This window comes from Pseudomonas sp. FGI182 (assembly GCF_000511325.1).
GTDB lineage: Bacteria > Pseudomonadota > Gammaproteobacteria > Pseudomonadales > Pseudomonadaceae > Aquipseudomonas > Aquipseudomonas putida_Z.
Window position 1 is genome coordinate 414,193 of the sequence record NZ_CP007012.1, and the last position, 14,461, is coordinate 428,653.

General features: G+C 61.6%; 12 protein-coding genes. 8 read left to right on the forward strand and 4 right to left on the reverse strand.

Going from position 1 to position 14,461, the window contains the following annotated elements; translation table 11 throughout:
• Nucleotides 1–74: 74 nt before the first annotated feature.
• The 4 genes from C163_RS01765 to C163_RS01780 form a co-directional block, all read right to left on the reverse strand.
• Nucleotides 75–2,507: a hypothetical protein gene (locus tag C163_RS01765; protein WP_025337426.1), complete on the reverse strand. Its 2,433-nt coding sequence runs from the start codon at nt 2,505–2,507 to the stop codon at nt 75–77.
• A 306-nt stretch (nt 2,508–2,813) separates the two neighbouring features.
• Entirely contained in the window at nt 2,814–3,788 is a 975-nt protein-coding gene (locus C163_RS01770) for a serine/threonine protein kinase (protein WP_025337427.1), read from the reverse strand.
• Nucleotides 3,789–3,899: 111 nt separating this feature from the next.
• A complete protein-coding gene (locus C163_RS01775) occupies nt 3,900–4,664 on the reverse strand; it encodes a TOBE domain-containing protein (protein WP_025337428.1) in 765 nt (254 codons plus the stop codon).
• A gap of 172 nt (nt 4,665–4,836) precedes the next feature.
• Nucleotides 4,837–5,568, reverse strand: a complete 732-nt coding sequence (locus C163_RS01780; RefSeq protein WP_025337429.1) for a ComF family protein — start codon at nt 5,566–5,568, stop codon at nt 4,837–4,839.
• Between the two features lie 89 nt (nt 5,569–5,657).
• On the opposite strand from C163_RS01780, the gene bioB reads away from it, so the two are divergent.
• The 8 genes from bioB to C163_RS01820 all read left to right on the forward strand — a co-directional run bounded on the left by bioB (nt 5,658) and on the right by C163_RS01820 (nt 14,349).
• Complete coding sequence (bioB, locus tag C163_RS01785) at nt 5,658–6,716, forward strand: biotin synthase BioB (RefSeq protein ID WP_013970556.1); 1,059 nt, start codon at nt 5,658–5,660, stop codon at nt 6,714–6,716.
• A gap of 1 nt (nt 6,717) precedes the next feature.
• Nucleotides 6,718–7,890, forward strand: a complete 1,173-nt coding sequence (bioF, locus tag C163_RS01790) for an 8-amino-7-oxononanoate synthase (protein WP_025337430.1) — start codon at nt 6,718–6,720, stop codon at nt 7,888–7,890.
• A complete protein-coding gene (locus tag C163_RS01795) occupies nt 7,883–8,614 on the forward strand; it encodes an alpha/beta fold hydrolase (RefSeq protein WP_025337431.1) in 732 nt (243 codons plus the stop codon). The genes bioF and C163_RS01795 overlap by 8 nt, the downstream gene beginning before the upstream one ends.
• Nucleotides 8,607–9,425, forward strand: coding sequence for a malonyl-ACP O-methyltransferase BioC (gene bioC, locus C163_RS01800; protein ID WP_025337432.1), 819 nt, complete (start codon nt 8,607–8,609; stop codon nt 9,423–9,425). Before C163_RS01795 ends, bioC begins: the two co-directional genes overlap by 8 nt.
• Nucleotides 9,426–9,435: 10 nt before the next feature.
• On the forward strand, nt 9,436–10,116 hold the full coding sequence (bioD, locus tag C163_RS01805) for a dethiobiotin synthase (RefSeq protein ID WP_025337433.1): 681 nt from the start codon (nt 9,436–9,438) through the stop codon (nt 10,114–10,116).
• A 230-nt stretch (nt 10,117–10,346) separates the two neighbouring features.
• Nucleotides 10,347–10,643, forward strand: a complete 297-nt coding sequence (locus C163_RS01810; protein WP_025337434.1) for a hypothetical protein — start codon at nt 10,347–10,349, stop codon at nt 10,641–10,643.
• 326 nt (nt 10,644–10,969) lie between these two features.
• Entirely contained in the window at nt 10,970–12,775 is a 1,806-nt protein-coding gene (locus tag C163_RS01815) for a phenylacyl-CoA dehydrogenase (RefSeq protein ID WP_025337435.1), read from the forward strand.
• A gap of 290 nt (nt 12,776–13,065) precedes the next feature.
• Nucleotides 13,066–14,349, forward strand: a complete 1,284-nt coding sequence (locus C163_RS01820; protein ID WP_025337436.1) for a diguanylate cyclase — start codon at nt 13,066–13,068, stop codon at nt 14,347–14,349.
• The last annotated feature ends 112 nt before the right edge of the window (nt 14,350–14,461 follow it).

Sequence of the window (14,461 nt, forward strand, 5' to 3'; positions counted from 1 at the left end):
AAAACCAGGGCATGGCCCTGGTTTTCGGCGTCAACGGCATGGAGAATCTGGCCGTCAAATGCACGCCCAACCGATCACTTCCGGTTGATGCGCGCCCTACGCGAATTGTCACTAGCTTCAACAGACGCATAAAGCGCCAGGAATTTTTCAGCACTAACAAAGGGAATGGGCACAATCATACTGGCGTATAGATCGATGATTTGGTCCTCGTGGATCGCCACGATGACAATGTACTCACCATCCGGCTTGGAAGGGTGTGGCGTGTAAACACCGTCGTCGATTGTGCCATTGCCGACACGCACATGCCATGAGGTTTCTTCCTTTGCTACTTGCTCTTCCGGCTTGCCTGAGGGTTTCCTCCAGAACTCAAACTCCACACCCGCTTGTCCCTGCTTCGGCTTCAGCCAATAAGGGCCATCCATTGCAACAGGCAGGAGTATATGGACGGTATTGGTGGCAGTCCCACTGCTGACCACTACTTTATCAAGACGCAGTACCTTATCAACTTTGGGCATGCCTTCTTCCCATTCTGGCACCTGCTTGGGGGCGACGTACGTTTTGGTTACCTGCGCCAGAGGGTCGGGTTTGGAGGAGTCGGCGAAATCACCGAGCCCTTCGACTTTCATGCTGATGTCTTTTCCATTTATTTCGCCAGCAATTATATCGGCATAGGACCCTATGTTTACGCTAGCGATGGAGGGGTACACATGGATAGTGGTTCGCAAAACGCTCACGAGAACATGAGAAATGTGAGTGCCTTTTTGAGCGCTAACCATGACCTTGATGTGGCTACCTTTGAATTTATCGGCAGCAGGTGCGGTGTATACGCCCGTGTTTTCGTTGATTTCCCCTTTGAGGTCATCACCGGTGTAATCAGGGAGGTGACGTACGCTCCATTTGACGTCCTGGAGGTAGGGTTTAGTTTTGAAGAATATTTTCTCGTTGGCCAGTACGCTTATTTCACCATTTTCGCTTGGCGTGATAGAGAATTTGTTTAGGTCTTCAGCCAATTGGCCTAGGGTGATAAAATCATTTGGCTGGTGCAGGGAATCAATAGCGATCTGCGAATTGCGGAACAGTAGCGATGACATGATGAAGGTTTCGACCTCTAAATGGAGGTTCGTGAGGGTGTGGCGCAATGTGGAGAATGGGCCATGGAAATAAGATAGATATTGCTTTTCTACTTGTTCTGTCGAAATTAAAAATACATCGAAAGCGGCTTCTATTTCCCGGGACCATTCATAATTCAGATTAAATTCTACATCGTGGTCGCTATCATCGATAAGTACCATTTTGCGGTTGCCGTCGACCTCGGCAAGTTCAACTTTGTATTTGGTGAGCATACGCCATTTGAGTGTAACGGTGCCCCGTATCCAGTCCCTATCCTTAGGCTTCACTCTGACATCTGCCTGCATGTGTCCAGTGAAATTTAAAGTGAGCCTATTATTTATGAACTCTAAAGTGAGTCCATTATTTGCGTCATGTTCTTCTGGTGCAATCCACTTGACTTCGTTGATGTAAAGCTGAGAGCCGGGTTGGTGCAGTGGCGCCTCTTGAAATATTATTGTCCCCTCTGCTCGATACTTAAGTTTTTCAGCATTCTCCAGTTTGAGCTTCAGTTGAAACCTGTTCTCCGGAAGTGCTTCTATTTGGGCGGCGATAATGTTCAGTGCGAGGAAGTCGGTGTTGACAAGCACATTGGCGCTATATCCGTTCGGTAAAAGATAAGGAAGCTTTGTGTTTTCGTCTGGCGGGGCAGCATTTTCACTGTTGAATCCTTCTAGCTCGACGAATAAAACGACTGCGCCGTCGCCAGAGTGTATTGTGTTTTTGGATGCGCTGTGGGTGCGAATCGCAAATTTGTTTGGCTTCAGTGGCGAACCCTGCACGTGAGCAATTTGGCCCAAGGTGTATTCGATGATATCTCTGTCTCCAGGGGTTTCATCGTAGCCTTCAAAGTATTGCTTGAAATGGTCACCAAGTTTGTCCAGTTCAAACTGTGTTGATCCGCCATAGAAAGCATAATTCTTGCCTGCTGCAAGGTTGAAATAAACCTGGCCTTCCTGCGAAACCTCCCCCTTCAGACTATTCAACTCAATATCGTATACCAGGGATGGGCCATTGACAGGCGTCGCCTCTGCCAACCGAGTGACCCGCCTGCGTGTGCTGCCTATCGGTTGGCTTAACTGAATCTGTTTGCCTCGCACGGCCCGCATCATCAGCACGGCTTTAGAGCCGCTGAGGTCTGCATTCTCAAAGGATAGCCGGGGCTCATCCAGGCAAAAATCCTCAAGCTGGTGATAGGAAACACCTGCTTCAATATCAATTTCACTGTTCATTGGGTCTATGAATAGCCCGCCGGAGTAGCGCTCAATAAACTCTTGTTTTAATACATTGTTTGAAGTTTTTCTATCGAAAGCCACGATTACGGGGTATCCAAAGTTTTTCCGTGCCGTACCCAGTTCTTCCAGGAGCTTTTCGAGCGATTGGTTAGTCGAGTTATTCATAAATTTATCGCCTTGAGCCGGTTTTGTAAGGTATGTATCTGCGTGAGCTTATGCCCCTAAGTTGGCCGCTTCGACAAAGGGGACTTGGCCGGACGCTGCGTCTGCTCAGCAAATGCCCAGTTTGTTTGACCTACTGCTAATAGTCCCACGCTGACCTAAGATTTTTTACACTCAGCCTCCCACCTTGCCTACTGGCAAAAATACTAGGTCCAGCATCTAAGGAAGTTGCAGGGCAGCATGCCGCCATCCCGGATGCCGGCTTGCGTGATACGGCGTTTGCTAGCTAAATCTTTTTTGATGCAAGTTCTAGAACAACCTCAGCGGCTGTTCATCCAATGCGGCCATTTGCTCGCGCAGGGCGAGGATCTGGTCTCCCCAATAGCGTGGCTGGCCGAACCAGGGGAAGCTGGGCGGGAACGCCGGGTCGTCCCAGCGCCGCGCCAGCCAGGCGCTGTAGTGCAGCTGGCGCAGGGCGCGCAGGGGCTCGATCAGGGCCAGCTCGCGCGGGTCGAAGTCGTGGAACTCGTTATAGCCGTCGATCAGTTCGGCCAGTTGCCCCAGGCGTTCCTCGCGGCTGCCGGCCAGCATCATCCACAGGTCCTGCACCGCCGGGCCCATGCGGCAGTCGTCGAGGTCGACCACGTGGTACACCTCGTCGCGGTGCATCAGGTTGCCGGGGTGCAGGTCGCCATGCAGGCGGATGAGCTGGTGCGGCGTGCGGGCATAGATGTCCTCCACCCGCTTGAGCAGGTCGCGCGCCACCGATTCGAACGCCGGCAGCAGTTCGCGGGGGACGAAGTCGCCTTCCAGCAGGGTATTCAGCGAGGCATGGCCGAAGTTGTCCACAGCCAGCGCTTCGCGGTGCTCGAACGGTTTGCTGGCGCCCACGGCGTGCAGGCGGCCGAGCAACTGGCCGAGGCGGTAGAGCTGGTCGAGGTTGCCCGGCTCTGGCGCGTGGCCGCCGCGGCGGGGGAACAGGGTGAAGCGGAAGCCCTGGTGTTCGAACAGGGTGCGGCCGTCGTGCTGCAGCGGGGCGACCACCGGCACTTCGCAGTCGGCCAGTTCGGCGGTGAAGCTGTGCTCTTCGAGGATGGCCGCGTCGCTCCAGCGGCCTGGGCGGTAGAACTTGGCGACTAGCGGTTGCGCGCCCTCGATGCCCACCTGGTAGACGCGGTTTTCGTAGCTGTTCAGCGCCAGCACCCGGGCATCGCTGAGAAAGCCCAGGCTTTCCACGGCGTCCAGGACCAGGTCGGGGGTGAGGGTGTCGAAGGGGTGGGACATGGTGGCTCCGGGGGTAGGCGGCGTGGGGGCCATGGTAGCGCGTTATGCCTGTACCGGCCTCTTCGCGGGTAAACCCGCTCCCACAGGTGCATCGTTTCCCTGGCGGCCAGGCTATGCAGGAATCCCAAGCAATACATAAGAGGGATGAAATTGAACCCGCACCGAACTGCCTGCTGCCACCCGCTGGCCAGCCAACCAATCCGTCTCGGCAAACGCACACAACGTCTGCCCATTCCCCAACGCCAACCGGACCTCACCAGGCCCATCAGCCTCCACCAGTACCTCCTCCACTGTCGCCCGCAGGCAGTTACTCCCCGCTTCGGCCTGTTCGTCGTCGGCCAGCAACCTCACCCACCCTGCCTTGAGCAGCGCCACTACCGTCGTCCCCAGCGTCAGCTCCAGCCGTGCGGTGCTGTCGTGGGTGATCAGCGCCTCGATCTCCAACCCTCCGCCCAACGCCAGGCTGACGCGATCATGCCGTCCCTCGCGGCGCAGGCCACTGACCTGGCCCTGCAACTGGTTGCGCGCGCTGGTGCGTAGCATCAGCCGGCCGAGCAGGTCCAGGTCACTGGACTCTTCGGCTGCTTCAAGGATTTGCGCCTGCAGTGTCTGCAGCCTCTGATACAGGCGCAGCACCCGCTCGCCTTCCGTCGATAAACGCGCACCGCCACCGCCACGGCCACCGGTGCTGCGCTCGACCAAGGGCTGGCTGGCCAGGTTGTTGAGTTCGTCGATTGCATCCCAGGCGGCCTTGTAGCTGATGCCCGCGGCCTTGGCGGCGCGGGTGATCGAACCTTCTTCGGCAATGTGCTGCAGCAGCGCGATGCGCTGGGGGCGGCGGGCGATGTGCTGGGTGAGGTGGGGGGGCAGGGACATGGGCATTCGGTCTTGTGGGGGCCTGAGGGTGGATAGTTTGTAGGAGCGGCCTTGTGTCGCGAAAGGGGCGCGAAGCGGCCCCACGATTCATGCCTTGGCAAATATCGCTGGGGCTGCTGCGCAGCCCGATCGCGACACAAGGCCGCTCCTACACCGGGCGATCCGCGCTTGCTCATACATACCCCGGCTTGGGCGTGCGCGCCAGGCAATACACATCCACCCGCCGTGCACCGGCCTTGCGCAGCACTTGGGCAACCGCCTGCGCGGTAGCACCGGTGGTCAACACGTCATCGACAATGGCGACGTGCTTGCCCGTCAGCTTGCCCGTGACGGTAAACGCCTGGCGCAAGTTGCGTCGCCTGGCCTTGGCGTCCAGTTGTTGCTGCGCAGGTGTCTCCCGTGTGCGCAGCAGCAACCGCTCGTCGCAACGTACCCCCACGTGCGACGAAAGCCAGCGCCCGAGCATCCCTGCCTGGTTGAAACCCCGCTCCCGTAGTCGACGTTTGGCCAAGGGTACAGGCAACAACAGGTCGGGGCGCGGCAGCCCTTCGGTAAAGCAGTGCAGCAGCCCATGCGCGAGCAATTCGGCCATCAGGTGCCCCAAGGGCCACTGGCGGTTGTGCTTGAAACGGCTGATCAGCGTGTCCACCGGAAAGCCGAAATGCCACAGTGCAAGCACCTGCTCGAAGGCCGGTGCGCGGCGCTGGCACTGAGCGCAAGTCAGGCCGGCCATGGGCAACGGCAGGGCGCAGCGCAGGCAATGATCGCCCAGCCAGGGCAGTTCCTGCTCGCAGGCGACGCACAGCGGGTAGGCCTGCTCGGCAGGTTCATCGCACAGTAAACACGATTGGTTAATAAGTGAGCACTTGTAAACCAGTCTTTTCCAGTGTGGTTGACAGTTCATAGGCCTTCCATGACTATGCGAGCTATCCGTGATGCGCTGGCGGGCTTTCCTGTCCCGGCGCCTGCTTCAGCCTAAACAAGGAAACGCCAATGAGCGCCAGCACAACTGCAACAACACGTCACGACTGGTCCCTGGCCGAGGTCAAGGCGCTGTTCCAGCAACCGTTCAATGACCTGCTGTTCCAGGCGCAGACCGTGCACCGCGCGCATTTCGACCCGAACCGCGTGCAGGTTTCGACCCTGCTGTCGATCAAGACCGGCGCCTGCCCGGAAGATTGCAAATATTGTCCACAGTCCGGCCACTACAACACCGGGCTGGAAAAACAGAAGCTGATGGAAGTGCAGAAGGTGCTGGAAGAAGCCGCCCGCGCCAAAGCCATCGGTTCTACCCGCTTCTGCATGGGCGCGGCGTGGAAGCACCCGTCGGCCAAAGACATGCCCTACGTGCTGGAGATGGTCAAAGGCGTCAAGGCCATGGGCCTGGAAACCTGCATGACCCTCGGCAAGCTCGACCAGGAGCAGACCAAGGCCCTGGCCCAGGCCGGCCTGGACTACTACAACCACAACCTCGACACCTCGCCGGAGTTCTACGGCAGCATCATCACCACCCGCACCTACAGCGAGCGCCTGCAGACCCTGGCCTACGTGCGCGATGCCGGGATGAAGATCTGCTCCGGCGGCATCCTCGGCATGGGCGAGTCGCTGGACGACCGCGCCGGCCTGCTGATCCAGCTGGCCAACCTGCCCGAGCACCCGGAATCGGTGCCGATCAACATGCTGGTCAAGGTGGCCGGCACGCCGCTGGCCGAGGAAGAAGACGTCGACCCGTTCGACTTCATCCGCATGCTGGCCGTGGCCCGTATCCTCATGCCCAAGTCGCACGTGCGCCTGTCCGCCGGCCGCGAGCAGATGAACGAGCAGATGCAGGCCCTGGCCTTCATGGCCGGCGCCAACTCGATCTTCTACGGCGAAAAACTGCTGACCACCGCCAACCCGCAGGCCGACAAGGACATGCAGCTGTTCGCACGCCTGGGCATCAAGCCCGAAGCGCGTGAAGAGCACGCCGACGAAGTGCACCAGGCGGCCATCGAGCAGGCGCTGGTCGAGCAGCGCAGCAGCGAGATGTTCTACAACGCCGCGACAGCCTGAAATGGCCTTCGACCTGGCGGCGCGCCTGGCCGAACGGCGCGCCGCAGACCTGTATCGGCAGCGGCCACTGCTGGAAAGCCCGCAGGGGCCGGAAGTGGTGGTCGATGGTCAGCGTTTGCTGGCCTTCTGCAGCAATGACTACCTGGGCCTGGCCAACCACCCCGAGGTGATTGCCGCCTGGCAGGCCGGCGCCGAGCGCTGGGGTGTCGGTGGCGGTGCCTCGCACCTGGTGATCGGCCACAGTACGCCGCACCACCAGGTGGAAGAGGCCTTGGCCGAACTCACCGGGCGCCCGCGCGCGCTGCTGTTCTCCACCGGCTACATGGCCAACCTGGGCGCCATCACCGCGCTTGTGGGGCAGGGTGACACGGTGCTGCAGGACCGCCTGAACCACGCTTCGCTGCTGGATGGCGGGTTGCTCAGCGGCGCCCGTTTCAACCGCTACCTGCACAACGACCCGGCCAGCCTGGCCAGCCGCCTGGACAAGGCCGTCGGCAATACCCTGGTAGTGACCGATGGCGTGTTCAGCATGGACGGCGACCTGGCCGAACTGCCGGCGCTGGCCGATGTCGCCCGCGCCCGCGGTGCCTGGCTGATGGTCGATGATGCCCATGGCCTGGGCACCCTCGGCACCCAGGGTGGCGGTATCGTCGAGCACTTCGGCCTGGGCGTTGAAGATGTGCCGGTGTTGATCGGTACGCTGGGCAAGGCCTGTGGTACCGCTGGTGCCTTTGTGGCCGGCAGCGAAGAGCTGATCGAGGCGCTGGTGCAGTTCGCCCGCCCGTACATCTACACCACCAGCCAGCCACCGGCGCTGGCCTGCGCCACCCTCAAGAGCCTGGAACTGCTGCGCCGCGAGGCCTGGCGCCGCGAGCACCTGGCCGCGCTGATTCGCCAGTTCCGTGAAGGCGCGCAGCAGATCGGCCTGGCATTGATGGACAGCCCGACGCCGATCCAGCCGATCGTCATCGGTGACAGCGCACAGGCCCTGCGCCTGTCACGCATGCTGCGCGAACGCGGCTTGCTGGTGACGGCCATCCGCCCGCCCACCGTGCCGGCGGGCAGCGCACGCCTGCGGGTGACATTGAGCGCCGCGCACAGCGAGGCGCAGGTGCAGCTATTGTTGAATGCATTGGCCGAGTGTTATCCACAATTGGAGAGCGCCGATGCGTAATCGACTTGTTCTGTTGCCCGGCTGGGGCCTGGGCACTGCTTCTCTGGAGCCGCTGGCCGCCAGCCTGCGTGCCCAGGACGCCCGCCTGCAGGTAGAGCTGATGCCCTTGCCGGAACTGGCCGACAGCGATGTGCAGGCCTGGGTCGACCACCTCGACCGCAAGCTGCCGAGCGATGTCTGGCTGGGCGGCTGGTCGTTAGGCGGCATGCTGGCCAGCGCGCTGGCGCACAAGCGCGGCGACCATTGCTGCGGCCTGCTGACCCTGGCCAGCAACCCCAGTTTCGTGGCTCGCCCCGACTGGCCCCACGGCATGGCCGAAGACACTTTCGGCACCTTCCTCGACGGCTGCCGCAGCCATACCCAGGTCACCCTGAAGCGCTTCCGTACCTTATGCAGCGACGGTGCCCTGCAACCGCGTACTCTGCTGCGCCAGCTGGGTGTCGGCGTACCGGACACCGACCCGCTGTACCTGGCCACCGGCCTTGAGGTGCTGGCCAAGCTGGACACCCGCGAAGCACTGCAGGCCTACGGTGGCCCGCAGTTGCACCTGTTCGCCGGTAGCGATGCGCTGGTGCCGGCAGAGGCGGCAAAAGCGCTGAGCGAGCTGCTGCCCGATGTGGAAGTGGGCCTGGTCGAAGACAGTTCCCACGCGTTCCTGCTGGAGTACCCGCAGGAACTGGCGGCGGGCATCAAGAGTTTCCTGCATGAGAGTGGCGATGACTGACCTTTCCCGTCCGACCCTGCCCGGCGCGCTGCCCGACAAGCGCCAGGTAGCGGCCTCGTTCTCCCGCGCTGCAGCCAGCTACGACAGCGTGGCAGCCTTGCAGCGTGCGGTGGGTTCGAGCTTGCTGGAGCAGTTGCCGGAAGGCCTGCAGCCGTCACGCTGGCTGGACCTGGGCAGCGGCACCGGCCATTTCAGCCGGGCGCTGGCCGAGCGTTTCACCCAGGCCAGCGGCGTGGCTGTGGATATCGCCGAGGGCATGCTGCGCCATGCTCGTAACGAACAGGGCGGGGCGCACTATCATGTGGCCGGTGACGCCGAGCGTTTGCCGCTGCGTGATGGCAGTGTCGATCTGGTGTTTACCAGCTTGGCCGTGCAGTGGTGCGACCAGTTCGCCAGCGTGCTGGCAGAAGTGCTGCGAGTGTTGCGCCCGGGCGGCGTGCTGGCCTTCAGCAGCCTGTGTGTGGGTACCCTCGATGAACTGCGCGCCAGTTGGCAGGCGGTGGATGGCCTGGTGCACGTGAACCGCTTCCGTCGTTTCGAGGACTATCAGCGTCTGTGCGCCGCCAGCGGCTTCGAACAGCTTGGGCTGCAGCGCTGCCCGCACGTGCTTTACTACCCGGATGTGCGCAGCCTGACCCATGAACTCAAGGCCCTCGGTGCCCACAACCTGAACCCTGGCCGGCCTTCCGGGCTTACCGGCCGGGCGCGCATGCAGGGCCTGCTGCAGGCCTATGAGGCATTTCGCCAGCCCGAAGGGCTGCCAGCCACCTACCAGGTGGTCTATGGTGTGTTGCGCAAGCCACAGGCGTAAGGGGAGCGAGATGAGCCAGGCCTATTTCATTGCCGGTACCGATACCGATGTTGGCAAGACCACCATCGCTGCCGGGCTGTTGCATGCGGCACGGTCGCAGGGCATGAGCACGCTGGGGGCCAAGCCGGTGGCCTCCGGTTGCACGATGACGCCCAAAGGCTTGCGCAACAGTGACGCTCAGGCGCTGATCGATGAAAGCACGATCAAGCTGCCCTACGAACAGGTCAACCCGTTTGCCTTCGAACCGGCTATCGCACCCCATGTGGCGGCGCGCGAGGCCGGGGTAACGCTTGCCGTGCCGGAGTTGCTGGCAGCGATGCGCAATGTGCTGCAGCAAAATGCCGACTTCACCCTGATCGAGGGGGCCGGAGGCTGGCGCGTGCCGTTGTCGGGGCAAGCCAACTTGTCCGACCTGGCCATTGCCCTCAAGCTGCCGGTGATCCTGGTGGTGGGGGTGCGGCTGGGGTGCATCAGCCACGCCTTGCTCAGCGCCGAGGCGATTGCCCGTGACGGGCTGCAACTGGCGGGGTGGGTGGCAAACATCATCGAGCCGCGTACTTCCCGCCTGGAAGAGAACCTGGCCAGCCTGGCCGAACGCTTGCCGGCGCCTTGCCTGGGGCGGGTGCCCAAGTTGAAGCAGGCCAGTGCCGACATGGTGGCTGAGCATTTGCAGCTGGACCTGCTGGATTAGCCGTTTGCAGGTCTGGCCCTTTCGCGGGCTTGCCCGCTCCCACAGGTACAGCGTGGGGCTCAGGTGTTGTGCGGTCCCTGTGGGAGCGGGCAAGCCCGCGAAGAGGCCGGTACAGGAATACCCAAGGCCTATCAAATGGCACCAGGCCATTAGGGATTTAAACGGGCCTTTTCACCCCTGGCCTGCTTTAATTGGGCCTGTTCGTCATCCAGCGTCAATGGAGTCCTGACATGGAAATCACCGGTAGCTCCGCCTACTACGCGGGCCTGAGCGCAATCCAGACCGGCCAGAACCGCGTCGATCAGGCCGCCAGCCAGATCGCCAATACCACCGCCGAACGTACCGCCACTAGCCAGTCCAGCGATTTTCAGGCCGAACGCCTGCGCGCGGTCGACCGCAGCCAGCAGATGGACCTGGCCACCAGCACCGTGCAGCTGGCGGTGGGCAAACTTGAAGTCGAGCTTGGCGCAAAGGTCGTCAAGGCATCCGACGAAATGCTCGGCCGGATCATCGACACCTACGCCTGACCGGGCGCTCACTCGAATTACACACACACCCTGTAGGAGCTGTGGGAGCGGGCATGCCCGCGAATGCGTCAGATCAGGCACACCTTCTACTGCCTGGCCTGGCCCATTCGCGGGCACGCCCGCTCCCACAGCTCCCACAGCTCCCACTGCTCCCACAGGGGCATCTTTTTCCTAGGGTTGGCGTGAATGCCATTTTTCGTGGCGTAAATGGCACCATAGTCCATCCTTGACATAAGGCGGAGCTAAACGTAAGTTTCAAACAACTGTTTGATCGACGGCCGCCAAGTGCGGGTCACCCCACAGAACTCACCTAGAGGTTCATCGCAATGCCTGATTACAAAGCCCCCTTGCGTGATATCCGCTTCGTTCGCGACGAGCTGCTCGGCTATGAGGCGCACTATCAGAGCCTGCCGGGTTGCCAGGACGCCACGCCCGACATGGTCGACGCGATCCTCGAAGAAGGCGCGAAGTTCTGTGAGCAGGTGCTGTCGCCGCTGAACCGCGTGGGAGACCAGGAAGGTTGCACCTGGAGCGAATCGGGCGTGAAAACCCCTACCGGCTTCAAAGAGGCCTACCAGCAGTTCGTCGAAGGCGGCTGGCCGAGCCTGGCGCATGACGTCGAGCACGGCGGCCAGGGCCTGCCGGAGTCGCTGGGCCTGGCCCTGAGCGAAATGGTCGGTGGTTCGAACTGGTCGTGGGGCATGTACCCGGGCCTGTCGCACGGCGCGATGAACACCATCTCTGCGCACGGCACTGCCGAGCAGCAGCACACTTACCTGACCAAGCTGGTATCCGGCGAGTGGACCGGCACCATGTGCCTGACCGAGCCGCACTGCGGTACCGACCTGGGCATGCTGCGCACCAAGGCCGAGCCACAGGCAGACGGCAGCTACAAGGTGTCGGGCACCAAGATCTTCATTTCGGCCGGTGAGCACGACATGGCCGACAACATTGTCCATATCGTCCTGGCCCGCCTGCCGGACGCACCGGCTGGCACCAAGGGCATCTCGCTGTTCATCGTGCCGAAGTTCCTGCCCAACGCCGAAGGCGGTGTGGGCGAGCGCAATGGCGTGAGCTGCGGCTCGATCGAACACAAGATGGGTATCCACGGCAACGCCACCTGCGTGATGAACTTCGACGGCGCTACCGGCTACCTGATCGGCCCGGCCAACAAAGGCCTGAACTGCATGTTCACCTTCATGAACACCGCTCGCCTGGGTACCGCGCTGCAAGGCCTGGCCCACGCCGAAGTAGCGTTCCAGGGTGGCCTGAAGTACGCCCGTGAGCGCCTGCAGATGCGCTCCCTGACCGGCCCGAAAGCACCGGACAAGGCTGCTGACCCGATCATCGTCCACCCGGACGTGCGTCGCATGCTGCTGACCATGAAGGCCTTCGCCGAAGGCAACCGCGCGATGGTGTACTTCACTGCCAAGCAGGTGGACATCGTCAAGTACAGCCAGGATGAAGAAGAGCGCAAGAAGGCCGATGCCCTGCTGGCGTTCCTGACCCCGATCGCCAAGGCGTTCATGACCGAGGTCGGCTTCGAGGCCGCCAACCACGGCGTGCAGATCTACGGTGGCCACGGCTTCATCGCCGAGTGGGGCATGGAGCAGAACGTGCGCGACAGCCGCATTTCCATGCTGTACGAAGGCACCACCGGCATCCAGGCCCTGGACCTGCTCGGCCGCAAGGTGCTGATGACCCAGGGCGAAGCGCTGAAGGGCTTCACCAAGATCGTGCACAAGTTCTGCCAGGCGCAGGAAGGCAACGAAGCGGTCAAGGAGTTCGTCGAACCGCTGGCGGCGCTGAACAAGGAATGGGGCGAGCTGACCATGAAAGTGGGTATGGCCGCCATGAAGGACCGCGAAGAAGTAGGTGCGGCCTCGGTCGATTACCTGATGTATTCCGGCTACGCCTGCCTGGCCTACTTCTGGGCCGACATCGCCCGCCTGGCGGCCGAGAAACTGGCTGCCGGCACCAGCGAAGAAGCGTTCTACACCGCCAAGCTGCAGACCGCGCGCTTCTACTTCCAGCGCATCCTGCCGCGTACCCGTACCCACGTGGCGACCATGCTGTCGGGTGCCAACAACCTGATGGCGATGGACGAAGAGCACTTCGGCCTGTCGTACTGATCCTGCCGCTGTAAACCAAACCCGCCTGCCCTCACCGGCAGGCGGGTTTTTTTATTTCTTCAGGTCCAGCGCGGTCCCTTGTAGGAGCGGCCTTGTGTCGCGATGGGCTGCAAAGCAGCCCCAGCAATCTTTGCTGTGGCAGAAATCCTGGGGCTGCTTCGCACCCCGATCGCGACACAAGGCCGCTCCTACACGGAATCGAGTCTGATTCGAAATTCAACTGTTCATGTGCACTGCCGATGAAGTAAGGGCACAATGCCACCATTGATCTGCCGGGTTGGAGATTACCCTTGTTTCGTTTTAACGCTGTTCGCGCGAGCCACTTCCTGCCTTCGCTGATTCTTTTGCTGGCAGGCCTCGCCGCGGCCTATGTGAGAGACCTCAGTGTCTTTTTCACATCGCTGTTCAACGTCCTGCCCACCTTGGTCCTGCTGCTGGGCGGAGCCTACTGTGCGGTGTACCGTCGCCAGCGCGAGCTGTTCCTGATGCTCACTGTGTACATCGCCTACTACCTGCTCGACACCCAGACCGACTTCTACCGTGACCATGGCCGCGTGCGCGAGGACGCGGCGGTGATCTTCCACCTGGTGTGCCTGCTGCTGCCCACCCTGTTCGGGCTGTATGGTGCCTGGCAGGAGCGCACCCACCTGCTGCAGGACCTGGTCGCCCGTGGCGCCGTGCTGTTTGCCGTGGGCAGCGTGGCAGTGGCCCTGGAGCAAAGCTACCCCGAAGCGCTACTGACCTGGTTGGCGGAAATCCGCTGGCCAACCTTGCATGGCCAGTGGATGAGCCTGATCCAGATGGTCTACCCGCTGTTCCTCGGCGTATTCATCCTGCTGGTGGTGCAATACCTGCGTGCGCCACGGCCGCTGCATGCTGCGCAGGTGATGGGCCTGCTGGGCATTTTCTGGATGCTGCCGCAAACCTTCATTCTGCCGTTCACCCTGAACATCATGTGCAGCCAGGTGATGCTGATGATCGCCGCAGCGGTGGCGCACGAGGCCTACCAGATGGCCTTCCGCGACGAGCTGACCGGCCTGCCGGGGCGCCGTGCGCTGAACGAGCGCATGCAGCGCCTGGGGCGCAACTATGTGATCGCCATGACCGATGTCGACCACTTCAAGAAATTCAACGACACCCACGGCCACGACGTCGGCGACCAGGTGCTGCGTCTGGTTGCCAGCCGCCTGTCCAAGGTCACCGGGGGTGGCCGCGCCTACCGCTATGGCGGCGAGGAATTCGCCTTGGTGTTTGCTGGCAAGACCGCCGAGGAATGCGTGCCGCACGTGGAGGCCGTGCGCGAAGTGATCGCCAACTACGTGATGCACCTGCGCGACCAGCACAACCGCCCGCAGGACGATACCACCGGGCGCCAACGGCGGGCGGGCAGCAGTGGCGGCACGGTGTCGGTCACCATCAGCATCGGCGTGGCCGAGCGCCAGGCCGATCATCGTAACCCCGAAGCCGTGCTGAAATCCGCCGACCAGGCGCTGTACAGCGCCAAGGGCGCGGGGCGCAATTGTGTCATGGTGCATGGGCAACAATCGCAGCGAGGGGCAGTACGCACGGCGTGACCGAAATAGACTGTACGGTCTAGTGATGACCCTATGTCTCGTAAAAGTTGTTCGGTTACACTGCCTGCAACCCAGTGTCGCGGTTCCCCGAGACCGCCCCGACCCGACTAGC

Bases quoted from the DNA above. Each gene is read 5' to 3' on its own strand.
- bioC (WP_025337432.1), top strand. From the start codon at position 8,607: ATGACTGACCTTTCCCGTCCGACCCTGCCCGGCGCGCTGCCCGACAAG.
- C163_RS01770 (WP_025337427.1), bottom strand. From the start codon at position 3,788: ATGTCCCACCCCTTCGACACCCTCACCCCCGACCTGGTCCTGGACGCC.
- C163_RS01810 (WP_025337434.1), top strand. From the start codon at position 10,347: ATGGAAATCACCGGTAGCTCCGCCTACTACGCGGGCCTGAGCGCAATC.
- bioB (WP_013970556.1), top strand. From the start codon at position 5,658: ATGAGCGCCAGCACAACTGCAACAACACGTCACGACTGGTCCCTGGCC.
- C163_RS01795 (WP_025337431.1), top strand. From the start codon at position 7,883: ATGCGTAATCGACTTGTTCTGTTGCCCGGCTGGGGCCTGGGCACTGCT.
- C163_RS01815 (WP_025337435.1), top strand. From the start codon at position 10,970: ATGCCTGATTACAAAGCCCCCTTGCGTGATATCCGCTTCGTTCGCGAC.
- C163_RS01780 (WP_025337429.1), bottom strand. From the start codon at position 5,568: ATGAACTGTCAACCACACTGGAAAAGACTGGTTTACAAGTGCTCACTT.
- C163_RS01765 (WP_025337426.1), bottom strand. From the start codon at position 2,507: ATGAATAACTCGACTAACCAATCGCTCGAAAAGCTCCTGGAAGAACTG.
- bioD (WP_025337433.1), top strand. From the start codon at position 9,436: ATGAGCCAGGCCTATTTCATTGCCGGTACCGATACCGATGTTGGCAAG.
- C163_RS01775 (WP_025337428.1), bottom strand. From the start codon at position 4,664: ATGTCCCTGCCCCCCCACCTCACCCAGCACATCGCCCGCCGCCCCCAG.
- bioF (WP_025337430.1), top strand. From the start codon at position 6,718: ATGGCCTTCGACCTGGCGGCGCGCCTGGCCGAACGGCGCGCCGCAGAC.